Origin of the sequence: Streptomyces sp. NRRL S-455 (assembly GCF_000717875.1) — a bacterium.
Lineage (GTDB): Bacteria > Actinomycetota > Actinomycetes > Streptomycetales > Streptomycetaceae > Streptomyces.
Genome location: NZ_JOCT01000024.1, coordinates 34,325 through 55,328 on the forward strand (window position 1 = coordinate 34,325; position 21,004 = coordinate 55,328).

23 protein-coding genes are annotated in these 21,004 nt (G+C 72.3%); 12 read left to right on the forward strand and 11 right to left on the reverse strand.

Annotation, left to right across the window (positions count from 1 at the left end; genetic code table 11):
- Nucleotides 1-139 precede the first annotated feature (139 nt).
- On the forward strand, nt 140-820 hold the full coding sequence (locus tag IE97_RS0128555) for a class I SAM-dependent methyltransferase (protein WP_030246617.1): 681 nt from the start codon (nt 140-142) through the stop codon (nt 818-820).
- 423 nt (nt 821-1,243) lie between these two features.
- Here the strand turns inward: IE97_RS0128555 and IE97_RS0128560 are convergent, their stop codons facing one another.
- Entirely contained in the window at nt 1,244-1,783 is a 540-nt protein-coding gene (locus tag IE97_RS0128560; RefSeq protein ID WP_051705163.1) for an RNA-binding S4 domain-containing protein, read from the reverse strand.
- A gap of 66 nt (nt 1,784-1,849) precedes the next feature.
- Here IE97_RS0128560 and IE97_RS0128565 point away from each other — a divergent pair, with 66 nt between their 5' ends.
- Complete coding sequence (locus IE97_RS0128565; protein ID WP_199809842.1) at nt 1,850-2,368, forward strand: hypothetical protein; 519 nt, start codon at nt 1,850-1,852, stop codon at nt 2,366-2,368.
- A gap of 54 nt (nt 2,369-2,422) precedes the next feature.
- The gene (locus IE97_RS0128570; RefSeq protein WP_030246623.1) at nt 2,423-3,124 is read left to right on the forward strand and encodes a uracil-DNA glycosylase; all 702 of its coding nucleotides are present in this window, start codon (nt 2,423-2,425) and stop codon (nt 3,122-3,124) included.
- Between the two features lie 7 nt (nt 3,125-3,131).
- Here the strand turns inward: IE97_RS0128570 and IE97_RS0128575 are convergent, their stop codons facing one another.
- Nucleotides 3,132-3,785 (reverse strand): GntR family transcriptional regulator, encoded by a 654-nt coding sequence (locus IE97_RS0128575; protein WP_106975452.1) that lies wholly within the window; start codon nt 3,783-3,785, stop codon nt 3,132-3,134.
- A gap of 181 nt (nt 3,786-3,966) precedes the next feature.
- Here IE97_RS0128575 and IE97_RS0128580 point away from each other — a divergent pair, with 181 nt between their 5' ends.
- Both IE97_RS0128580 and IE97_RS0128585 read left to right on the forward strand, forming a co-directional pair.
- On the forward strand, nt 3,967-5,418 hold the full coding sequence (locus IE97_RS0128580) for an NCS1 family nucleobase:cation symporter-1 (RefSeq protein WP_030246627.1): 1,452 nt from the start codon (nt 3,967-3,969) through the stop codon (nt 5,416-5,418).
- Between the two features lie 5 nt (nt 5,419-5,423).
- The gene (locus IE97_RS0128585; protein WP_030246629.1) at nt 5,424-6,152 is read left to right on the forward strand and encodes an aspartate/glutamate racemase family protein; all 729 of its coding nucleotides are present in this window, start codon (nt 5,424-5,426) and stop codon (nt 6,150-6,152) included.
- On the opposite strand, the gene IE97_RS0128590 is transcribed toward IE97_RS0128585, so the two are convergent.
- Together IE97_RS0128590 and IE97_RS0128595 are read right to left on the reverse strand one after the other, a co-directional pair.
- Nucleotides 6,147-6,752: a gamma carbonic anhydrase family protein gene (locus IE97_RS0128590; protein WP_030246636.1), complete on the reverse strand. Its 606-nt coding sequence runs from the start codon at nt 6,750-6,752 to the stop codon at nt 6,147-6,149. The genes IE97_RS0128585 and IE97_RS0128590 overlap by 6 nt on opposite strands.
- Before the next feature lie 10 nt (nt 6,753-6,762).
- Nucleotides 6,763-7,176, reverse strand: coding sequence for a RidA family protein (locus IE97_RS0128595; RefSeq protein ID WP_030246639.1), 414 nt, complete (start codon nt 7,174-7,176; stop codon nt 6,763-6,765).
- 140 nt (nt 7,177-7,316) lie between these two features.
- Between IE97_RS0128595 and IE97_RS0128600 the strand changes: the two genes are divergently transcribed.
- The gene (locus IE97_RS0128600; protein ID WP_030898506.1) at nt 7,317-8,096 is read left to right on the forward strand and encodes a nucleotidyltransferase domain-containing protein; all 780 of its coding nucleotides are present in this window, start codon (nt 7,317-7,319) and stop codon (nt 8,094-8,096) included.
- A gap of 6 nt (nt 8,097-8,102) precedes the next feature.
- On the opposite strand, the gene IE97_RS0128605 is transcribed toward IE97_RS0128600, so the two are convergent.
- On the reverse strand, nt 8,103-9,059 hold the full coding sequence (locus IE97_RS0128605) for an expansin EXLX1 family cellulose-binding protein (protein ID WP_030246645.1): 957 nt from the start codon (nt 9,057-9,059) through the stop codon (nt 8,103-8,105).
- Nucleotides 9,060-9,315: 256 nt separating this feature from the next.
- On the opposite strand from IE97_RS0128605, the gene IE97_RS0128610 reads away from it, so the two are divergent.
- Complete coding sequence (locus IE97_RS0128610; protein WP_030246647.1) at nt 9,316-11,214, forward strand: FUSC family protein; 1,899 nt, start codon at nt 9,316-9,318, stop codon at nt 11,212-11,214.
- Here the strand turns inward: IE97_RS0128610 and IE97_RS0128615 are convergent.
- Together IE97_RS0128615 and IE97_RS0128620 are read right to left on the reverse strand one after the other, a co-directional pair.
- Entirely contained in the window at nt 11,182-11,706 is a 525-nt protein-coding gene (locus tag IE97_RS0128615; protein ID WP_051705164.1) for an SAM-dependent methyltransferase, read from the reverse strand. The genes IE97_RS0128610 and IE97_RS0128615 overlap by 33 nt on opposite strands.
- A 5-nt stretch (nt 11,707-11,711) precedes the next feature.
- Entirely contained in the window at nt 11,712-12,659 is a 948-nt protein-coding gene (locus IE97_RS0128620) for an endonuclease/exonuclease/phosphatase family protein (protein ID WP_030246652.1), read from the reverse strand.
- A gap of 342 nt (nt 12,660-13,001) precedes the next feature.
- Between IE97_RS0128620 and IE97_RS0128625 the strand changes: the two genes are divergently transcribed.
- Complete coding sequence (locus IE97_RS0128625) at nt 13,002-13,184, forward strand: hypothetical protein (RefSeq protein WP_003989511.1); 183 nt, start codon at nt 13,002-13,004, stop codon at nt 13,182-13,184.
- Between the two features lie 23 nt (nt 13,185-13,207).
- Here IE97_RS0128625 and IE97_RS0128630 read toward each other — a convergent pair whose 3' ends face one another.
- From IE97_RS0128630 to IE97_RS38755, 3 genes are all read right to left on the reverse strand, one after another.
- Nucleotides 13,208-15,199 (reverse strand): ABC transporter ATP-binding protein, encoded by a 1,992-nt coding sequence (locus IE97_RS0128630; RefSeq protein ID WP_030246654.1) that lies wholly within the window; start codon nt 15,197-15,199, stop codon nt 13,208-13,210.
- A gap of 355 nt (nt 15,200-15,554) precedes the next feature.
- Complete coding sequence (locus tag IE97_RS0128635; protein ID WP_051705165.1) at nt 15,555-16,016, reverse strand: hypothetical protein; 462 nt, start codon at nt 16,014-16,016, stop codon at nt 15,555-15,557.
- Nucleotides 16,013-16,678, reverse strand: coding sequence for an ATP-binding protein (locus IE97_RS38755; RefSeq protein WP_037835609.1), 666 nt, complete (start codon nt 16,676-16,678; stop codon nt 16,013-16,015). The genes IE97_RS0128635 and IE97_RS38755 overlap by 4 nt, the downstream gene beginning before the upstream one ends.
- 247 nt (nt 16,679-16,925) lie before the next feature.
- Between IE97_RS38755 and IE97_RS0128645 the strand changes: the two genes are divergently transcribed.
- From IE97_RS0128645 to IE97_RS0128655, 3 genes are all read left to right on the forward strand, one after another.
- Nucleotides 16,926-17,786 carry a helix-turn-helix domain-containing protein gene (locus tag IE97_RS0128645; protein ID WP_030246662.1) on the forward strand — a complete coding sequence of 287 codons (861 nt, stop codon included), beginning with the start codon at nt 16,926-16,928 and terminating at the stop codon, nt 17,784-17,786.
- Nucleotides 17,787-18,041, forward strand: coding sequence for a DUF397 domain-containing protein (locus tag IE97_RS0128650; protein WP_030246665.1), 255 nt, complete (start codon nt 17,787-17,789; stop codon nt 18,039-18,041).
- 80 nt (nt 18,042-18,121) lie between these two features.
- Entirely contained in the window at nt 18,122-18,925 is an 804-nt protein-coding gene (locus IE97_RS0128655) for an SAM-dependent methyltransferase (RefSeq protein WP_106975453.1), read from the forward strand.
- A 73-nt stretch (nt 18,926-18,998) separates the two neighbouring features.
- On the opposite strand, the gene IE97_RS0128660 is transcribed toward IE97_RS0128655, so the two are convergent.
- On the reverse strand, nt 18,999-20,411 hold the full coding sequence (locus IE97_RS0128660) for a PLP-dependent aminotransferase family protein (protein WP_030246670.1): 1,413 nt from the start codon (nt 20,409-20,411) through the stop codon (nt 18,999-19,001).
- Nucleotides 20,412-20,458: 47 nt separating this feature from the next.
- On the opposite strand from IE97_RS0128660, the gene IE97_RS0128665 reads away from it, so the two are divergent.
- On the forward strand, nt 20,459-20,956 hold the full coding sequence (locus tag IE97_RS0128665; RefSeq protein WP_030246674.1) for a carboxymuconolactone decarboxylase family protein: 498 nt from the start codon (nt 20,459-20,461) through the stop codon (nt 20,954-20,956).
- The last annotated feature ends 48 nt before the right edge of the window (nt 20,957-21,004 follow it).

A 21,004-nucleotide genomic window follows, 5' to 3' on the forward strand; every position in this document is an offset into this window, starting at 1 on the left:
GCACGGTACTCTCCGGCACGGCCGCTGACCAACAGGGGAAGCCGGGCCCTGCGGCTCGCCGTTCACTCGGACGGGTGAAGCAGGACGAGGGAGGAACTGGCGTACGGAGGAGGCCCGTTGGACGGGCATGGAGCTGAGAATGCGCGAGGGGTACGAGGGGACGGGGCCGGGGGCCATCACACCGGACGGCTGCGCGGTGGAGCTCTACTCGCGGCTCCCCGTCGGGGACGAACCGGACATCATCGCCGCCGCGGTGCCCAAGGGCGCGCACATCCTAGAGCTGGGCAGCGGCGTCGGACGCATGACGCACGCGCTGCTGGAGCGCGGCTTCACGGTCACGGCGGTGGACGAGTCCGCCGAGATGCTGGAGCGCGTGCGCGGGGCGCGGACGATACGCAGCCCGATCGAGGAACTGGACCTGGGCGAGAAGTTCGACGTGGTGCTGCTCGCGTCGTTCCTCGTGCACGCCGGGGACGCCGAGGTCCGGCGGGCGCTGCTGCGCACCTGTGCGCGCCATGTCGCGGAGGGCGGCAGCGTGCTGATCCAGCGGGAGGGCGAGGACTACCACGCGAACGTACCGCGCGAGCGGGTCGATCCCAGCGGCTTCACCGTACGGATCGTGTCGTCGGAGCCCGTCGGTGACGGAGTCAACTCGGTGCGAGCGGAGTACGAGTTCCCGGACGCGGTCTGGACTCAGACGTTCCGCGCCCGCCCGCTGACCAGGGAACAGTTCGAGGAGGCGCTGGAGGAGGCAGGGCTGAGGGTGGACAAGTATCTGACGGACGACCGGATATGGGTGAGGGCGGTGCCGAAGGCCTAGGCGGCCGGGGTGCGTGAGGAGCCGTACCGGGCGGTGGAGCCCGGGCGTCTGATCCGCTACGACACGGCTGCCACATCCCTGGCGCTGCTCAGCGACGCCGACCTGCGTGACCGGGGTTTCCCTTGCTGTACCACTGGCGGGTGCTGCCGGACGAACCGCCCACCCTGGCGGAGGAACTCGCCGACGTGGACAAGGCCGTGGCCTACTGGGACGGGAGCGCCGAAGTACGACGGCGTATCGAGGCCCTGCAACAGTCCACGGCCTGCGTCATCGTGCCGCTCGCCCTCATCGCGTGGGCGCGGCGGCGGCACAACGCGGACCTCCTGAGACTGCTGCGTCCACGGTCGTGCCCGCGTCGCAGCAGCGCCGGCGGGCAGGACAGCACAGGGCGTGGAAGCCCCGCCGCGCCCAACGGACGGCTGGCTACGGCCTCGGCCGGCCCGAGCCGCTGCCGAGGTCACCGCCGATGCCAGGGCCGGGGCCGCCGCCGGGACCGGCCAGCCCCCGCAGGCGTTCCATCTCGCGGCGGTCCCGCTTGGTCGGGCGGCCCGCGCCCCGGTCCCGGATTCCCGCGGGGGCGACGGCCTCGCGAGGCGGGGGCGGCGGGGAGTTGTCGACGTAGCACTGGACGGCCACAGGGGCGCCGACGCGCTTGCGGATCAGCCGGGTGACGACCACGATCCGCTCCCGGCCCTCGTGCCGCACGCGCACCTCGTCGCCGACGCGCACGGCGTGGGCGGGCTTCACACGCTCGCCGTTGACACGCACGTGTCCGCCCCGGCAGGCCGTGGCACCCATGGAACGGGTCTTGACCAGGCGCACGGACCAGATCCAGCTGTCGACACGGACGGTCTGGCCGCTCTGCGGCCCGGCGGCCTCGGCGGCGGCGATCGCCGCGGCGACCTTCGGGTCCAGGGTCTTCGCGTCGCCCGTCCCGCCGTACTCCGTACCTTCAGAAGCCATGTCCCCGACCTTAGCCCTCCACCTCGCCCGTCCGGGCAGGGAAGCGCCCCCTCCCAACTCCACAAAATGAATGCGCCCGGCTCCGGAGCGATGGTGTACGCCGCGCTCGCCTGCGCGGGCTTCGTCTGCAACGGTGCCGGAAGCCACCTCGCGCCGCTCATCGCCCGGATCGCGGGCAGCGGCGAGCGAGCCGTGTTGGTCAGCCTCGGCGCCGGGGCCATCGGCCTGCTGCTGCTCGGGGTCACCGCGACCTCCGTACATCCGATGGCCACGACCCTCGCGGTCGTCGGCTTCGGACTGGTCTACCTCGGGCTCGGCGCCGCGTCCCCGAACCAGAACGACCTGCTGCACCGTCGCGTCACCGGCGCCCGCCGCGCCACCGCCCTGTCGGTCAAGTCCCTCGCCCTGCAACTGGTCGGCGCGGTCACCGGCATGGTCGTCGGGGCGTTGCGGCCGGGCCCGCTGCCGTGGCTGCTGGCCGGTGCGGTGCTGCTGTCCGGCGCTCTGCTCTGGCTGCGCCGCGTCGAGGCACGGTCCGCGCCGGGGACGACCCTCACCTCGGGATCACGCGTCGGCACGTCCTGAGCCTCATCCATCCCGGTGACAGGCGGGGTCCCCACCTCCGCCTACGGTGGAGCCATGGACGCCAGCGCTCTGCCCCTCCTGGACCAGCGCATCGCGGACTGCCGGGCCTGTCCGCGACTCGTCTCCTGGCGTGAGGAGGTGGCGCGTGCCAAGCGAGCCGCCTACGCGGACTGGACGTACTGGGGCCGGCCGGTGCCCGGCTTCGGGCCGGCGGACGCGCGGCTGCTGATCGTGGGGCTCGCCCCCGCCGCCCACGGCGGCAACCGCACCGGCCGGATGTTCACCGGCGACCGCTCCGGGGACGTCCTGTACGAGGCGCTGTACGACGTCGGCCTCGCGTCGCAGCCCACCGCCGTGCACGCCCATGACGGCCTCGAGCTGTACGGCGTGCGCGTCACGTCGCCCGTGCACTGCGCCCCGCCCGCCAACAAGCCCACCCCGCGGGAAAGGGACACCTGCCGCCCCTGGCTCGTCCAGGAGCTGCGGCTGCTGCGTCCGACGCTGCGGGCCGTCGTCGTGCTGGGCGCCTTCGGCTGGCAGGCCGCGCTGCCCGCGTTCACCGAGGCGGGCTGGTCCGTGCCCCGGCCACGCCCCGCCTTCAGCCACGGGGCACGCGTCCCGCTGGACGGACTGGAGCTGTTCGGCTGCTTCCACGTCAGTCAGCGCAACACCTTCACCGGCCGGCTCACCCCCGAGATGCTCCGCGATGTCCTGCGGACGGCCGCGCGGGTGGCCGGACTGCCGTGCACCGACTGAGGAGAATCTAAGGAGCCTCCTGCCCGAAGAGGTGCCGCACCGTGGAGCGGTAGTTGGTCCGTACGTGCCGGAGCGCGTGCGCGCGGGCCCGCTCGGGATCGCCCGAGGCGATCGCCTCGTACAGCTCCCGGTGCTCCACGAGGAGCTGGGGCCACTCCTCGTTGCGCCGGGTCATCCAGCGCAGCCGGCCGGCGACCGGTTCCAGGGCCTCGGTCAGCAGACTGTTGCCGGCCATCGCCATGATGCGGTCGTGCAGGCGGCTGTTGAGGTCCGTGATCAGCTCGGCGTCCCCGGCCTCGGTGGCCGCGGCCGCGCGGTCGATGAGTTCCTCGACCTCGGCCAGATCGTCAGGGGTCGCGCGGGACGCGGCGAGTCCGGCGGCGTAGACCTCCAAGGCCTCGCGAAGTTCGAACAGTTCCTTGACGTTGGTCGGGGTGAGACGGCGTACCACCGTGCGGCGGGGCGTCTCGAAATGGACGAAGCCCTCGGCGACGAGCGCCCGGATCGCCTCCCGGACCGGAACGCGCGAGACGCCGAAACGCTCCGCCAGCTCGCGTTCGACCAGCCGGTCGCCGGGAAGCAGGCTGCCCGCGATGATCTGCTGCCGCAGCTCGGACGTGACGCGTTCGCGCACGGCTCCCAGGGGTTCGATCTTCGTCATACAGCCCATCTTCGCCGAGGCGAGGTGTCTTTTACGGAGCGTTAACAGGAGCGATATCGGTGAGAACTGTTGACGGCGAACCATGAGCGCAGTTTGGTATACCAAACATTTCTCAAGAACGATCTCCACTCCAGTCCTTCTCCGAGCATCCCTCCGACGTCCCCTTGCTCATGGAGGCCCCGTGTCCCTCGCCGACCGTGCCGCGACCACCGGCACACCAGCCTTCGTCCCCGACCCCCGGCTCACCAACGAAGACCTCGCGCCCACGACGAAGCGCAACTGGAAGGTGTTCGACCTCTTCGCCATGTGGATGTCCGACGTCCACAACCTCGGCAACTACACCTTCGCCGCCGGACTGCTCTTCCTCGGCATGAACGTCTGGCAGATCTTCACGTCCCTGCTGGTCGGCTTCGTGCTCATCTACATCGGCATGAACTGGATGGGGAAGATCGGACAGCGCCACGGCGTGCCCTTCCCGGTCGTCAGCAGGATCGCCTTCGGCGTCTGGGGCGCCAACATCCCGGCGCTGATCAGAGCCGTGATCGCCATCATGTGGTACGGCATCCAGACCTACCTCGCCTCCGTCGCCGTCAATGTGATGCTGCTGGCGGCCTGGCCGGGCCTGGAGTCGTGGACGCACAACTCCTTCCTCGGGCTGGACGCGCTCGGCTGGGTGTCGTTCATCGCGCTGTGGCTGGTCCAGGCGGCGATCATCAGCCGGGGCATGGAGTCGGTCCGCAAGTTCCAGGATTTCTGCGGCCCGGCGATCTGGCTCGTGATGATCGCGCTGGCCGTGTGGATCCTCGCCAAGGCCGGCTGGACGATCTCCCTCACCTCCACCCCGCACCCCGTCTCCGTCGGTGAGCAGTGGCGCCAGTGGTTCGGCGCGATCGGCCTGGTCCTCGCCACGTACGGCACCCTGATGCTCAACTTCTGCGACTTCTCCCGCTTCGCCCCCGACTACAGGTCCGTCAAGCGCGGCAACTTCTGGGGCCTGCCCGTCAACTCCACGGCCTTCGTGATCGTGTCGGTCATCGTCACCGCGGGCGCCTTCGAGGTCTTCGGCAAGGAGATCACCGACCCCGCCTACCTCGTCGCCGAGATCGGCAACACCTGGGTGCTGGTACTGGGCGCACTGACCTTCGCCATCGCCACCATGGGCGTCAACATCGTCGCCAACTTCGTCTCACCGGCGTACGACCTCGCCAACGTCTGGCCTCAGAAGATCACCTTCAAGGTCGGCGGCATGATCAGCACCGTCGCGGCCCTGCTCGTCACCCCCTGGAACCTCTTCTCCAACCCGACCGTCGTGAACTACTTCCTCGGCGGACTGGGCGCGTTCCTCGGCCCGCTGTTCGGCGTGATCATGGTCGACTACTACTGGGTCAAGCGCGGCCGTGTGAACGTCGACGAACTGTTCGACGCCACCCCTGGCTCCCGCTACCACTACCGCAAGGGCGTCAACCCGAAGGCGCTGTGGGCGTTCCTGCCGGCGGCCGGTGTCGCCGCGGTGCTCGCTCTGGTGAAGACCTTCAGCGACGTGGCGCCGTACTCCTGGTTCATCGGCACGGCGATCGCCGCCGGACTGTACGCGCTCCTGTGCCGCCCCGAGCGTGCGACCGCGGAGGTCTGAGAGACGTGCGGATCGTCGTCACCAACTGCAACACCACGCAGGAGATGACCGAGGAGATCGTACGAGGTGCCCGGGCCGCCGCAGGCCCGGGCACCACCGTGACCGGACTGACCCCCGCCTGGGGGCCCGAGTCCGCGGAGGGCTGGCTCGACAGCTACCTGTCCGCCGCGGCCGTCCTGGACACACTGCGCACGTACGACGGACCGCCGTACGACGCCGTGGTCATGGCCGGATTCGGGGAGCACGGGCGTGAGGGCGTCCGGGAACTGGTCGACGTACCGGTCGTCGACATCACCGAGGCCGCGGCCCACCTGGCCTGCCTGCTCGGCCGCCGCTACGGCGTCGTCACCACGCTGCAGCGGTCGTGCGGCCAGATCGAGGACAGCCTGGAGACGGCGGGCGTGGCCCGGAACTGCGCCGCGATCGTCGGCACGGGCCTGAACGTGCTCGACCTCGGCGACGAGGAGCGCACCGAGACGGCGTTCCTGGCCGCCGCCGAACGGGCGTGCGCGGCCGGGGCCGAGGTACTGGTGCTGGGCTGCGCCGGCATGACGGGGTTGCAGCGCGTTGTGGGGGAGAAGCTGGGCCTGCCCGTCGTCGACGGGGTGGCCGCGGCGGTCAAGCTGGCGGAGTCGCTGGTGGGGCTGGGGCTCACGACGAGCCGGGTGGGAGGTTACGCGGGGTCGTTGCCCAAGCGGCGGGTGTGGGGGAGCCCGCACGGCAGCAGCTCATGAAGGGCCGTCGAGCGTGACGTCGTCCCGGTGGGCCCCGTAGAACGCCACCTGCCGGGCCATCACCTCGCGCATCGCGGTGCCGCGCGGGACGCTGTACACCGTGCCGGGGAAGTCCAGCGCCTCCTGGATCTGCCACAGTTCATCGTGCTCACCGGGCGCGAAGAGCCGCGCCCGGGGCGCTCCCGCCGCGATCCAGCCGATGGGCAGGACGGTGCCGGGCGGCAGCACGGAGTTGACGTGCAGCACGCTGTGGATCCGCAGCTCCGAGCCGGCGCCCGCGACAGCCCCCGGGAAGACGCAGGCGCCGGTCGCCACGAACACCTCGTCCTCCAGGGTCGCCCCGTTGACATGGGCGTGCGGCCCGACGAGCACGGCGTCACCGATGACGGTGGGATGCGCGGCCCGCCCCCGCACCAGCGCGTTCTCCATGACGACGACGTCCGGGCCCACCCGCACCTCCCCGTCCTCGGCGGTGAGCACCGCCCCGTGCAGCACACGGGTGCGCTCCCCGAGGACGACGGCTCCGCACAGGACGGCCGTCGGGGCGACGTACGCGGACTCGGGAACGACGGGACGCCGCCCACGGTGCTCGATCAACATGGTGTTCTCCTCAGGCAGGACCCCCGTCGGGCACGACGGCTGTCGCCGTAATCTCCACCAGCTGCCCCGTGTATCCGAGACACGCCACGCCGATCAGGGTCGACGAGTGCGGGCCCGTACTGAGCCCGGACGCCTCGACGACGCTCCAGACGGCGGACAGCACGGCCGGCTCACTGCCCACGACATAGACGTCGGTCGCCACGACGTGGGCCAGATCGCTCCCCACGGACGCCAGTTGCTCCTTCAGGTTGGCGATCACCTGCTCGGCCTGCCGCACCGGATCCCCGGGACCGACGAGCTCACCGCCGGCGTCCAGCGGTACGGCCCCGGCGAGGAAGGCCAGTTTCGTGCCGGCCTCCACGACGGACGCGTGGGAGTAGGTGGGAGGCGGGAACAGGCTCGGGACGGTGACGCGCTGGATCACGGGATCTCCGATCTGGGGCGGTGACAGGACAACCCACCGATCATTGCGGGGTCCTGAACCCGAACACACCCGTATTTCGTTTCACGCCGACGGGGCGGCCTCCTACGCTTCCCTGGACCCCCACCGCCGAGGAGCCCGCCGTGCCCACCCTGTCGGACCAGACGTTCCTCGACACCACCGCCGACCGCCTCGCCGGCCTCCCCACCGTCCAGGGCGTCACCTTGGGAGGCTCCCGGGCCCAGGGCACCGAACGCCCCGACAGCGACTGGGACCTGGCCGTGTACTACCGCGGCGGGTTCGACCCGGCCGGCCTCCGGGCGCTCGGCTGGGAGGGCGAGGTCTGCGAGCTCGGCGCATGGGGCGGCGGCGTCTTCAACGGAGGCGCCTGGCTGACCATCGACGGCCGGCGCGTGGACGTCCACTACCGCGATCTCGACGTCGTCGAACACGAGCTGGCGGAAGCGGAACAGGGCCGCTTCCGCGTCGAGCCCCTGATGTTCCACCTGGCGGGCATCCCGACGTACCTGCTCGCCGCCGAACTGGCGATCAACAAGGTGCTCCGGGGCGAACTGCCGCGCCCGGCCGCCTATCCACCGGCCCTGCGCGAGACCGCCCCGCCGCACTGGCACGGCATGGCCGCGGCCACCCTCGCGTACGCGAAGGCGGGTCACGCCCCGAAGGGCGCGGTCACCCAGGTCGCAGGCGCGATCGCCCTCGCCGCCACACAGACGGCGCACGCGGTGCTGGCGGCGCGCGGAGAGTGGGTCACCAACGAGAAGGGACTCGTGGCCCGGGCCGGACTGGGCGAGGCGGACGCCCTCGTCGGGAACCTGACGGCCGGGCCGGACGCCCTCGTCCGCGCGGTCGCCGACGCGGAGGCGCTGTTCCGCCGAGCCGGACGCGCCGGTGAAGCTCCCTGAGGACGCTCAGTGCCGGGCGAACTGGACGCGGGTCGGCTGTACGGCGTCCGGGCGCACCGCGATGCCGTCGACGGTGAGTTGTTCGCCGTAGATGTCGGTGAGCCGGAGGGGACCGCCGCAGCCGTTGCCGTCGGGGGAGAGGAAGTAGTTGTACTCGGTTCGGGTCAGACGGCTCCAGCCGTTCCCGGTGCTCACCTCCAGCCGGGCCAGCGGGTTGCGGTGACCGAGCGCCTGGATGCCGCACCAGTGGCGGCTCGAGCCGGTCTTGTAGCGGATCGAGACGGTGTCCGACGTGCTCGGGCTCAGCAGGCTCCATGTGATCGAGATGCGGCCGGAGGACAGGTCGGCGAGCTTGGCGAAGGCCTCCTTGCTGAGGTCGAGCTGCCCGGGCGCGCAGGGCAGGGGGCATTCGTTGGTGACCCGGACCGTGACGGAGGCGCCGCCCGCCGTGCGGACGAGTATGTGCGCGCCGCACGCCTTGGACGTCTCGTAGTCGGTGGTGTTCATCGCGGCGACCATGAGGTCGGGGCTCGGGCCGTACAGGCAGGCGCCGTCGCCGTCCGCGGCGTCGTAGTGCGTGGCCACTCCCTTGTAGGAGACCTGGGGCTTGATCCGCCCCGCCAACGGGGCCGAGTCGGACACCGCACGGGGGGATGACCGCGGGCTGCCGGCGGGCGAGGGCCGAACGGGCGCGGGGGTCGTGGTGCGCGCCGGGGCCGGGGTCTTCGTGGACGGCTTCTTCGGCTTCGGCTTCGGCGTGGCCTTCGCCTTCGGTGCCGCGAGCGTGACGCTCGCCCGTGGGGTCGTGGAGGGCGCCGCCGCGGCTCGCACCGTGTCCGGCTCACCGCCGGGGCGGAGTGCCACCACCAGGGACACGAGGAGTGCGACGGCCGCCAGGGCTACCGCGGGGACGAGCGCCGAACGCCGCCTGCGAAGGGGGCGCCGGTGGGAACGGGAGGCCACGGATGAGTCCTTAGCTGGTTCAGGAGAACACGTGCTTGCGATGCATCAGTGGTCGCCGGGCCCGGAAAGGTTGCCGGGGCGTGCCGCCTTCGGCCGACTTCCGATTCTGTTCATAAGGAACCCGGCCCTCACGCACTCCGTCACGTTCCGGAAACCTCCCCTCCAGGAACCCCGCCTACTGTGGGCACCCACACCCCGCCCCGGCCACCGTCGCCCGAAGGCCCACCCCTGCCTCCGACGAGACGACAGGAGCCCCGTGTTCCGGACCCGCCGTGTCAGCTTCGCGTTGCCGCCCTGGCTGGCCCACGCCCTGCGCGCACAGCGCGGCCCCGTGCCGTGGAGTGCCGTGACGCGTGGGGCCTTGTCCGCAGGGCCGCTGCTGCTGGTGGCCGTGCAGGCCGGGCGCACCTCGCTCGGGGTGGTCGCCGCCATCGCCGCCATGCTCGCCGGGATCAACGACCGGCCCGGGAGCCGACGGGCCTCGGTCAAACGGCTCGGGGTGCCGGCGCTGGGTGGCGCCCTGGGGATGGTGATCGGGACGTACACCGGGCAGGAGACCGGGGCGGTCGTGCTGACCGCGGTGCTCACGTTCGTCGGGCTCGTCGCCGGGGGGATCAGCGCGATCGGGCCCGTCGCGTCCGCCGCCGGTACCCAGCTGCTCGTCGGCTCCGCGGTCGGGGCCGGGATGCCCCTGCCGGAGGCGGGGTGGGAGCGGGCGCTCGCCTTCCTCGCCGGTGCCGGGTGGCTGCTCCTGCTGCGGCTCGTGCTGCCCACGCCCGGGTCGCTGGCCGGGGACTTCCGGTTCGACGGGGAGCGCAAGGCCGTCGCCGGCGTGTACGACGCCGTCGCCGAACTCCTCGACGCCGTCGGCGGGCCGGACGCCATCCGCCGCCGGGCGGCGCTCACCGCCGCCCTCGACCACGCGCAGGACGCCCTCGCCGGCCCCCGGTTGCGGCGGTACGCCTCCTCCTCCACCGAGCGGCGGCTGCACGCCCAGTACGCCGCCGCCCTGCCCCTCGCCGAGGCCGCCACCGCGCTCGCGTGGGCCGGGGAGGCCCTGGCGGAGCGGGCCTCCGAAGGCCCCAGGCGGCTCGCCGCCGCCGTACGCGGCAACACCCACACCGGTCCGCTGCCCGCGCCGTCCCGCTCGGCGCCCGCGCTGCGCGCCCTCGACGACGCCCTCCTGCACGCCGCCGAGGTGTTCGACCAGGGCAGGGGCTCGGACCTGCACACCCGGACCCGCAGCGTCAGGGACCGGCTGCGGGCCGCCTTCGGTACCGCCGGACGCGAGTACGGGCTGCGCGTCGCCCTCTGCTTCGGGGCCAGTTCGGCGGTCGCCCAGGCCCTCCACCAGGGGCAGTGGTACGGGCAGCACGACCACTGGTACTGGCTGCCGGCCACCGCCGTCTTCCTCGTCAAACCCGACCTGGGGCCCCTGGCCTCACGGGTGCTGAACCGGGCCGCCGGGACCGTGCTGGGCGCCGTCCTCTTCGCCGGGTTGGCCGCCGTCCTGCCCCGGCCCGACGGGCTCATCGCGCTCGTGGCCCTCAGCGGAGCGCTCATCCCCGTCGCCACCCGGCACTTCGCCGCCCAGACCGCCGTGGTCACCGTTCTCGTCCTCGCCCTGGTCATGGTCGGCGGGGAGCCGCAGGCCTCCATGGGTCGGATCGGCGAAACGCTGCTGGCCTGTGCGATCGTGCTGATCGTCGGGCACCTGACGATGCCCGGGCAGAAGGGCGGGGGTGTGCGGGGCCGGCTCACGGCGGCGAGCGATGCCGCCCACGCCTACCTCACGCATGTCCTCAGCGAGGCGGACGCCCCGCGCATCGGCACCTCCGGCACCCCCTCCGACCACCGCGCCACCCGCTGGACCCTGCGGCGAGAGGCTTACCGCACCCTCGCCGAGGCCCGCTCGGCGATCACCCTCTCCGCGCACGAACTGCCCGCCCTCGCCCGGCACACCGAGGGCGCGGACGAAGTCGCGGCCGTGCTCGAACGGCTCGTCGACACCACGACCGCCTGCGCCGTGCACCTCGACGACACGGGACGGATCGGACCGCGCGACAGGGAACGCCTCGCCGCCGTCCTCGCCGAACTCAGCGGGCCTGGGGAGAGGGTGGGGCTACGGCTTCCCCGTACGCCCCTCGCCGGATAGCGCGCCCAGCACCCCGACCAGCCCGCCGTCCCTCACCGTCGTCGTCTCGAACCCGTGCGCAGCGACCGCCCGCTCCGCCTTGCCGGCGATCTCCCCGGCCCGCCCGTCCGGCGGTTCCCAGCACAGGCAGAGCAGGCCCCCCGGCGCCAGCCAGCGGCGCAGCGCGGCCAGTTCCGGGTCCGCCCGCCGGGTCCAGAAGAGGTTCACGTTCACCGCCAGCACCCTGTCGAAGGAACCGGCGGCGAAGTCGGCGTCCTCCAGGGACAGGACGTGGAAGGCGGCCCTTCCGGTCTCGACCGCCTCCCGGTTGCGGCGCCGTGCCGCCTCCACCGCCGTGACGGAGCGGTCCACGGCGGTGACGGTTCCCGAGGTGAGACGGGCGCAGAGCAGCCCGGCCGCGACCCCCCGACCGCAGCCGATCTCCAGCACACGGTCGCCGGGGCCCGGGGCGAGGAGGTCCACCGCCCATGCCAGTCGCCTCGGGACGTCCATGGCGCTCAGACGTCCATCCGCACCCACACCGGTGCGTGATCCGACCCGGGCGCGCCCCGCCGCTCCGCCGGATCCGGGCCGACCGACGGCAGTCCGGGCGGGCCCTCGCCGGGCAGGCCCGTGCCCGCCGCCGTCGCCCGGTGCACCAGCCGGTGGCTGAGCAGCACATGGTCGATCAGCTCCCGCCGCCCCGAGTTGATCCGCGAGTAGCGCTGCCCGGGCGGGATGAGCGGGGCCACATCCCACAGCCGGGCCGCGTCACCCTGGTCCGGCCTGTCGTAGCCCGGCGTGCCGATCTCCGAGCCGGGCGGGCCGAGCAGGATCTGGGTGGTCGCCGCCTGCACCTCGTCGTTCAGGTCGCCCAGTATCGCCACGTCCCGGCCCTCGCCGTCACCGGCCAGCAGCTCGTCCGCGAGGGCGCGCAGGGCCGTCGCCTCCGCCGCCCTCCGGTACAGGGCATAGGCGCCGTAGCGGGCCCGTTCGCCCTCGTCACGGGGCTGGAAACGGCCGCCCGGGTACGTCAGCAGCTTCGACTTCAGATGGCAGACGGCCACCCGCAGAGGCCCGTCACCGACCTCCACCGCCAGGAATCCCCGTCCTGCCCGCGCCGCCGTCAGCCCCGAGTCGTCCGCCTGCACGGGCCGCAGCTTCGCGGGGAACGCCGTCGTGTCGGCCACCACCGTGACCTCCGTACGGCTCAGGAAGCCGACCCGTATGCCCCGGCCGTCCGCGTGCTCGGACAGGGCGAGGTGCCAGCTGTCGTCGAGCATCCCGGCCAGGTCCTTCAGGGCCTCGGGGTCCCCGACCTCCTGCACGCCCAGCAGTGTCGGGTCGAGTTCCGTGATGACGGCGGCGAGGGCGGCGAGCTTCGTCTCGTACGCGGCCTCGTCCTTCGGACCGAAGGGTCCGCCGGGCCGGTAGAGGTTCTCCAGGTTCCATGTGCCGAGGAGCATGCCGGTCCCCTTTCCGAAGCAGACGGGCGGGGTGATGACGCCGACCTTCATCATCAGCGCAAGTACCGTCCTCGCGCACGAGGATCAAGGACGGCCAGGAGTGCCAGGGGCCCAAGGGGCACGCGCGGTCAGCGGGGCGTCTGCGGAAAGTGAGGGAATCCCGTGTCACCGGCAGTGCGACGACTGATACGAACGGTGACCAGATAGGCCAAGAGGCTGAGAGTTTCGTCACACTTGGCGGTGAACGAGTGTCAACTATGTCTCAGAACCGTCACTTCGCGAGCCGTTCACCCCATCGTTGGCGTTTAACTCTACGAGTACAGCGCTACATGGAGGTGCAGGGTGAACGGGCGAACGGTGCTCGAGCGCTTTCCCGCCGGTGGGCCGCGTGGCTCCTGGCCGGCGGAGGAGTTCGCGCAGGCGCGGCGTCTGGAGGGCCTGCCCGCCGAGGTTGTCATGGACCTCGCGACGGACATGTTCCTGGTGATCGTGCGCAGCGGGGACGGCGCCGACGCCACTGCCTGAGCCCGGCCCCGGCACGGCGTGGTTCAGCCCGCCTTCGGCGCCGGCACCTTGGGGACGGGCGTGACGGGCGGGATCGTCGCCGACCGCGTCGCCGTCGTGGGTGCGGGAGCGAACTGCTCCGCCTGGAGCGCGTACAGCTCGGCGTAGAGGCCGCCGGTCGCCAGCAGCTCGTCCGGCGTCCCGGACTCTACGAGCCGGCCCTGGTCCAGGACGTGCACCAGGTCCGCGTGGCGTACCGACGCCAGCCGGTGCGTGATCAGTACGACCGTCTGACCGCTGTCGGCCAGAGCGCGGATCCGCTCGAACACCTCCAGCTCGGCCCGGGCGTCCAGCGCCGCCGTCGGCTCGTCCACGATCAGGATGCGGCCCCTGCGGTAGGCCGCCCGGGCGATGCCCAGCCGCTGCCACTGGCCGCCCGACAGTTCGTGCCCGCCGCTGAAGTTGCGGGCGAGCAGTGTGTCCAGCCCGCGCGGCAGGTCCGCGATCACCGTCTCCGCCCCGGCCTCGGCGACCGACGCGGCCAGCCGCTCCTCGCACACCGGCGCCGACGTACGCCCCAGGGCGACGTTCACCCGGGCTGTGAACGGCCACCGCTTGAAGTCCTGGGCCACCATCGCGATCCGCTCCGCCAGTCGGTGCCGGTCGGCGCTCGCCGCGTCCACGTCGTCCCAGAGGATCCGCCCCCGCTCCGGCGTGTAGAGCCCTGCCAGCAGCTTGACCAGGGTCGTCTTGCCGGAGCCGTTCTCGCCGACCAGTGCCACGATCCTGCCGAGGGGGAGGGTGAGCGACACGTCGTCGAGGGCGGGGCGGGCGGAGTCGCCGGGGTAACGGAACGTGACGTTCTCGAAGCGGATCTCGCGCGGATCCTCCGGCAGCTCGCAGCCCCCCACCGGGATCGCCCACTGCGCCGCCTCCGTGTGCAGTCGTTGCAGGTCGCCGACGAAGAGGGCCTCCTCGTGCAGTGCGTTGACCTCCACCACGAGCGTCTCGAGACTCTGCGAGCCGGTACGGATCGCGATCACGGCCGTACCCGCCACCGACAGGGCCATCGCGCCCGCGAGCAGCAGCCCGCCGAGCGTCGCGTACGTCGCCACCGTCGCCAGGCCCGTCAGCGCCGCGGCGATCAGGCCCGTGCGGGCGGCGAGCCGGGCGAGACGGGCCTGCTCGGCCTCCGCCGTCTCCGACATCGCGCGGAAGTGCCGCAGCAGGAACGAGCCCACTCCGTGCACCCGGATCTCCGGGGCCGCCTCGGGCTCGATCAGGAGACTGCCGAGCAGCCGGCCCGCCCGGACGTGCTGCACCCAGGCGTGGAAGGACTCGTAGCGCCGCCGTGCGACGGTCAGCGCGCTCCAAGCACTCGGCAGCGTCATCGTCACCAGCAGTGGCAGGAGCGCCGGGTGCAGCACGGTCAGCACGCCGGCCGCCGCGACCAGCGAGATCATCGCGTTGATCACGCGTGTCCCGTAGCTGATCATCCGGCTGGCGGCGGCGGCGCCGTACTGCGCGGTGTCCAGCAGCTTGTGGAAGGCGTGGTCCTCGATCGCGGCCAGCTCGACGGCCGCCGCCCGCTCCAGGTACTGCTCGGTCGCCACCCGCTCCACCTTGGGCTCCAGCCGCCCGATGGCGTAGGTGCTCGCGGCCCGCAGCAATGCGGCGAGCAGCATCACGGAGGCCACCGTGACCAGTGCGGGAACGGCTCCGCGCAGCCGGTCCTCGATGGGCCCGCCGCCCATCAGCCGGGCCAGCACGCTGTTGACCGCGAGCAGGCTCACCGCCTGCGCCACACCCCGGCCCGCCTCGGCGGCCAGCACGACCCGCGCGGCGCCCCGGTCGGCCTGCCGGGCGAGCCGCAGGCTGGACGCCAGCAGGGACGGCAGCCGGGTGATCATGGCGCGGAAGTTCAGCTCCAGGAACGCCTCGGCGTGCTGGTTCCAGCCCATGTCGTAACGCAGCGGTCCGCCGAAGAGCAGCCGCTCCGACTCGGACACCTCCGGCGCGGTCCGCTTCTTCCCCACGGTCGACCGACCTCCCCCACCTCGTGCCCCGCTCGTGAGCGGCCCACTATTGCGGGGCGGAACCCGCTCGGGCAGGGCGCAGCCCGGGGCGCCGGATGCGTGCGGGCGCACGGCCTGTCCGGGGAGGGCATCGGGTGGCGCGGGGGCGTGGAGCGGTGCCGGTCGTGCGACCGGCCGGCCTCTGGGCGGCGGGTCGACGCTGCGACCGGCGGGCCGGACCATGTGCGGCGGATCGTATGCGTTGACTGCCGGCCTGTGTAACGCGGGTCATACGCGGTCGGACTGGGTGGGGCGGGTCATATGCGGTCGGACCGGGTGCGCCGGTTCTGCGCGGGCCGGCCTGTGTGCGCCGGTTCTACGCCGGCTGGCCGGTGTGTGGCGGTTCCTGCGTGCTGACCGGGCGCGACCAGGCCGGGGCTGTCCCCGTCGCGCGGCACAGCGTCAGGTACAGGGGGATCGGCGGAGTGTACGGAAGGGTGCCGTCGGGGCGGTGGATCAGGTCGGGGACCCGCGGGACGTCCGTGACGACCGCGCCGGTGGCGTAGTGGGCGGGGGCCGGCCATTCCAGGGCATGGTCGGAGTCGGACGGGACCAGCCACCACCAGGTGCTCCCGTCGGCGTAGATACAGCCCACGCGCGGCAGCCGGGGCATGAGCAGCGGGCCGAACCGGGCGGGAATCGCGACCGCGTCGCAGCCGAGCGGGGCGGTCATGCCCTGGGGCACGGGCAGGCGCAGAGGCTGGCCAGGGGGCCCCAGCCCGCGCTGGAGGCGGGTCAGGGTGTCCAGGCTCAGGACGCGGCCGTGCCGGGGGCTCATGCCGGGCCCAGCTCTCGGCGCCGCTCCTGCGCGGGAATCTCGCGCATCCCCCGCACCGGACGCGCGGGGTGCGCTTCGTCCGCGTCGCCCGGGCCGTCGGCGGGGCCCGGTGCCGGGCGGGTGCCCCAGCCGAGGTCGTCCCGGGGCTCCATCGGGTCGCTCGAGGTGTCCGCCGTGCGCGGCAGCTCCGCCCAGACCAGCAGCCCGGGCCCTTGTTCATGGGCACCCCAGGCGTCGCAGAGAGCGTCGACGAGGAGCAGTCCCCTCCCGTGCTCCTCCTCGGGCCGGGTCCGGCCTGCGGCGTGCGGCTGGCCCGGGGCGCAACCCTCGTCCCGGACCGCTATCCGTACCAGGTCGTCACCGTCGTGCAGCTCGCACACGATGTGCGTGCTCGCCGTGTGCACGATGGCGTTGGTGACCAGCTCGGAGACCACCAGAGCCGCGCTGTCGCACGTGTCCTCGCACACCGACCAGCCGGTGAGCCGGGCCCGCGTCAGACGTCTGGCCTGTGCGGGGGAACCCGGATGCGCGGCCAGCTCGAAACGGAACCGGCGCTCGGCAGTGGCCCCCGCGGGGACTGCCTCCGTGGCGGCACCGAGGCCGTAAGGGCCTGCGGCGGCGTCTGCTCCTAAGGGTGCGGCGGACGGAATCACGCTTGCCACTATCGCCCCGCCGTGAACACTTGGCAAGTGTCACTCTGAAAATTGCAGAGTGCTGTGTGACGGTCCGGAAGGCCGTGGCACACTGCTCGCAACAGCACCCCGCGCGGCGCCAGTTGAGATCGTCGAAGAAACGTTCGAAAGATTCTGTTCGGATGCTTGGCTCTTCGGGACGGTCTTCGCATGGCGCCGCCGGACTGTCAGCGTTCTTTTGTGGCCGGCTCGTCAGAACTCTCGGTGGAGGTGGAGCGTGAGCGAACCGCGGTCCGCGCCCACGGTCGGTCAGGTCGTCCTCGGGCGGCGCCTGTTGGACCTGCGGGAACGCGCCGGGATGAGACGTGAGGAGGCCGCCCGCATCCTCCGCGTCGCCCCAGCGACCGTCCGCCGCATGGAGATGGCCGAGGTCGCGCTCAAAATCCCGTACCTGCAGATGCTCCTGAAGGCCTACGGAATCTCCGACGAGGAGGCCGAGGCCTTCGTCCAGCTGGCCGAGGAGGCCAACAAACCCGGCTGGTGGCAGCGCTTCCACGACATCCTGCCCGGCTGGTTCTCGATGTACGTGAGCCTGGAGGGGGCGGCGAGCGTCATCCGCAGTTACGAGCCCCATTTCGTCCCCGGGCTGCTCCAGACCGAGGACTACGCGCGCGGAGTGCTCCGTTCGGGCGCCATCGGTCAGACCCGGCCCGACGACATCGAGCGCTATGTGGCTCTGCGCATGCAGCGCCAGGACCTGCTCACGCGTGAGGACGCGCCCCGGCTGTGGGTCGTGATGGACGAGACCGTGCTGCGGCGCCCGGTGGGCGGCCCGGAGGTGATGCGCGCTCAGATCGACCGACTGCTCGACGCCGCGGAGCTGCCCAACGTGACGCTGCAGATCGCCCCGTTCGCGAACGGGCCGCATCCCGGCACGTACGGGCCGTTCGTGCTGTTCCGATTCGCCATGCCCGAACTGCCGGACATGGTCTACAGCGAGTACCTGACCGGCGCGGTCTACCTCGACGCGCGCACCGAGGTGGCGACCCACCTCGAGGTCATGGACCGCATGGCGGCGCAGGCCGCTACGGCACATCGCACGAAGGAGATCCTCCGGGACCTCCGCAAGGAGCTGTGAATGGATCGCATCAAGCCGCGCAAACACGTCTACAACGGCATGCCCGCGCGTGACTTGGGCAGCGAAGGCTGGCACAAGCCGTGGAGCGGTGGGAACGGCGGCAACTGCCTGGAGGCGATGAAGCTCGCCGACGGCCGGATCGCCGTCCGGCAGTCGACCGACCCGGACGGTCCGGCGCTGATCTACACCACCGCCGAGATGACGGCCTTCATCGAGGGAGCCAAGGCGGGGGAGGCCGACTTCCTGCTGTCCTGACGTGCGTGCCGCTGCTCTCGTTGATTTTCCTTACGCCGACCCCGAATCGCTGGTGCTGAATTGACCACCCCTTGTGCCTTATGGAGTGCCTCATGACCGGGCAGATCGATACGACCAGACCCCACCCCGCGCGCATGTACGACTGGTACCTCGGCGGCAAGGACAACTACCCGGTCGACGAGGAGATGGGCCGGCAGATGCTCACCCTCGACCCGCGGGTGCCGGTCATGGCGCGGGTCAACCGCGCGTTCATGCACCGGGCCACGCGCTGGCTGGCCCGGAACGGCGTACGGCAGTTCCTGGACATCGGCACCGGCATCCCGACCGAGCCCAACCTCCACCAGGTCGCCCAGGGGGTCGTCCCCGACGCCCGGGTCGTCTACTGCGACAACGACCCCATCGTGCTGGCCCACGCGGCGGCCCTGCTGCGCGGCACGGACGAGGGCGCCACCGAGTACCTCCAGGCCGACGTCCGCGACCCGGACGCCATCCTGGAGGGCGCGAAGAAGACCCTGGACTTCACCCGGCCCGTCGCACTGTCGCTCATCGCGCTGCTGCACTTCGTCTCCGACGAGGACGGCGCCCACGACCTGGTCCGCCGGCTGCTCGCCGAACTGCCCTCGGGCAGCTACCTGATGGTCACCCACGCCACCGCCGACTTCACGCCGGAGGAGTCCAAGGCGGCCACCGAGAAACTCCGTGCCGCCGGTGTCACCCTGGCCCTGCGCTCCCGCGAGGAGTTCACCCGCTTCTTCGACGGCCTCGACCTCGTCGAACCCGGCGTCGAGGTGCCCCACCGCTGGCACCCCGAACTGGGCGAGCCCGTGCCCGGGCAGGACGACGGGGTGATCCCGGGATACGGCGCGGTGGCGCGCAAGTCCTAGGGCCTGTTGCCAAAGCGCCCGGCGGCGGGCGCTTTCGCAACAGGCGCCAGGCCCCAGGTGTGCGGCGGGTCGGTCAGGGAGGCGGCAGCGCACGGCACAGCGCCTCCAGGGCCGGCCCGTACGCGTGCTCGGAGGGGGTCGCGTATCCCACGACGATCCCGTCGGCCGCCGCCATGTCCGTCCCGGGGTGCCGGAACGCGGCCAGGCCGTCGAGGGCGACGCCCTGCCAGGCGGCGGCCTTGACCGTGGACGCCTCGGTGCCGGGCGGCAGCCGCAGTACCGCGTGCAGCCCGGCCGCGATGCCGGTGGCCTCGATGTGCGGCGCGTGCTCGGCGAGCGCCGCGACCAGCCGGTCCCGGCGGCCGCGGTACCGCTGCCGCATACGCCGCACATGACGGTCGTACGCCCCGGAGGCGATGAAGTCGGCGAGGGTCAGCTGGTCGAGGACGCTCGCCCACGCCTCCCGTTCCCCCTTGACGGCCAGTACGGCGTCGACGTACCGCTCCGGGAGCACCATCCAGCCGAGCCGCACCGCCGGAGACAGGCTCTTGCTGACCGAGCCGATGTGGATCACGTGCTCGGGGTCGAGCCCCTGCACGGCGCCGACCGGCTTGCGGTCGTAACGGAACTCCCCGTCGTAGTCGTCCTCCAGGACCAGCCCGCCCCGCGCGCGTGCCCAGTCGATCACGGCGGCGCGACGCGCGGCGTGCAGCGGGCCGCCGGTCGGGAACTGGTGCGCCGGCGTGAGCAGCACGGCCCGCTCGCGTCCCAGCCGGTCGACGTGGGCGCCGTGTTCGTCGAGGGGGAGCGGCACGGACCGTACACCCGCGGCGGCGAGGACCTCGCGGTGGAATCCGAGCCCGTACGCCTCCACCGCCAGGGGGCCGCGCAGAACACCCCCTCCGAAGAGCAGCCGCAGCGCGTGCGCGAAGCCGGAGCAGATCACGATCCTGCCCGGCTCGGTCCGCACACCTCGCGCCCGTGCCAGGTACTCCGTGAGTGCCTCCCGCAGTTCCACCCGCCCGGCGGGGTCACCCGGACCGAACACCTCGTTGGGCGCCTGTTGGAGAGCCCGTCGGCAGGCGGCCAGCCAGGCCGTGCGCGGGAACGCGGAGGTGTCCGGCGTGCCCTGCACCAGGTTGTGCCGGGGGCCACGTGCGCGTGCGGGTGCCTGCTTCGGCACCCGGGCGGCGGGCCGCAACGGCGCAGCACGCTCCGCCACTCGGGTACCCGAACCCTGACGGGCGGTGAGCCAGCCCTCCGCGACGAGTTCCGTGTACGCGTCGGCCACCGTGTTGCGGGCGACACCGAGGTCGGCCGCGAGCGAGCGGTACGGCGGCAGCCGAGTGCCCGGAGCGAGCCGCCCGCTGCGTACCGCCTCGCGCAGGGCACGGATCAGCGCCGCGCGCCGGCCGCCCGGCCCGGTCAGCTCCAGATGCAGGTCCGCCCCGATCCGTTCCGCGGAATTGACCCACGAACTTCCCATGGAAATGCACCCTACAAGAGGTCTTTCCGGCTCGTAGTTTGAAGGACATGACGACGAACACGAACACGAGCAGGAACACGAACACGACCCACGCGGAGACCGCCCGGCTGGAGTTCGCCAAGTCCGCCCCGAAGGCCTTCCGGGCCCTCATCGCCTTCGACGCCGCCGCCCGCGAGGGCCTCGACCCGGCCCTCGTCGAACTGATCCAGATCCGCGCCTCGCACCTCAACCACTGCGCGTACTGCCTCCACATGCACACCAACGACGCCCGCAAGGCCGGCGAGAGCGAGGACCGGCTGCACATGGTCGCCGTGTGGCGCGAGGCCCGCCACTTCTTCACCGAGCGGGAACAGGCGGCCCTGGCCCTCACGGAGGCGATGACGCTCGTCGCCGGCGCCGGTGTCCCGGACGACGTCTACGACCAGGCCGCGGTCCACTTCGAGGAACGGGAACTGGCCCAGGTCCTCGCCCTGATCTGCGCGATCAACACGTGGAACCGGGTGGCCCTGTCGACGGGGAAGGTGGCCGGCACGGACGAGCGGTGACCTCCCCCGCGGGCCGGCGATCCGCCGGCCCGGCGGCCCGGTGGCCGG

Excerpts from the sequence above, each read along its gene's own strand:
- IE97_RS0128555 (WP_030246617.1), top strand. The coding sequence starts at position 140 with ATGCGCGAGGGGTACGAGGGGACGGGGCCGGGGGCCATCACACCGGAC.
- IE97_RS0128560 (WP_051705163.1), bottom strand. The coding sequence starts at position 1,783 with ATGGCTTCTGAAGGTACGGAGTACGGCGGGACGGGCGACGCGAAGACC.
- IE97_RS0128565 (WP_199809842.1), top strand. The coding sequence starts at position 1,850 with ATGAATGCGCCCGGCTCCGGAGCGATGGTGTACGCCGCGCTCGCCTGC.
- IE97_RS0128570 (WP_030246623.1), top strand. The coding sequence starts at position 2,423 with ATGGACGCCAGCGCTCTGCCCCTCCTGGACCAGCGCATCGCGGACTGC.
- IE97_RS0128575 (WP_106975452.1), bottom strand. The coding sequence starts at position 3,785 with ATGACGAAGATCGAACCCCTGGGAGCCGTGCGCGAACGCGTCACGTCC.
- IE97_RS0128590 (WP_030246636.1), bottom strand. The coding sequence starts at position 6,752 with ATGTTGATCGAGCACCGTGGGCGGCGTCCCGTCGTTCCCGAGTCCGCG.
- IE97_RS0128615 (WP_051705164.1), bottom strand. The coding sequence starts at position 11,706 with ATGGACGTCCCGAGGCGACTGGCATGGGCGGTGGACCTCCTCGCCCCG.
- IE97_RS0128620 (WP_030246652.1), bottom strand. The coding sequence starts at position 12,659 with ATGCTCCTCGGCACATGGAACCTGGAGAACCTCTACCGGCCCGGCGGA.
- IE97_RS0128635 (WP_051705165.1), bottom strand. The coding sequence starts at position 16,016 with ATGAGCCCCCGGCACGGCCGCGTCCTGAGCCTGGACACCCTGACCCGC.
- IE97_RS0128650 (WP_030246665.1), top strand. The coding sequence starts at position 17,787 with ATGGATCGCATCAAGCCGCGCAAACACGTCTACAACGGCATGCCCGCG.
- IE97_RS0128655 (WP_106975453.1), top strand. The coding sequence starts at position 18,122 with ATGGAGTGCCTCATGACCGGGCAGATCGATACGACCAGACCCCACCCC.
- IE97_RS0128660 (WP_030246670.1), bottom strand. The coding sequence starts at position 20,411 with ATGGGAAGTTCGTGGGTCAATTCCGCGGAACGGATCGGGGCGGACCTG.
- IE97_RS0128665 (WP_030246674.1), top strand. The coding sequence starts at position 20,459 with ATGACGACGAACACGAACACGAGCAGGAACACGAACACGACCCACGCG.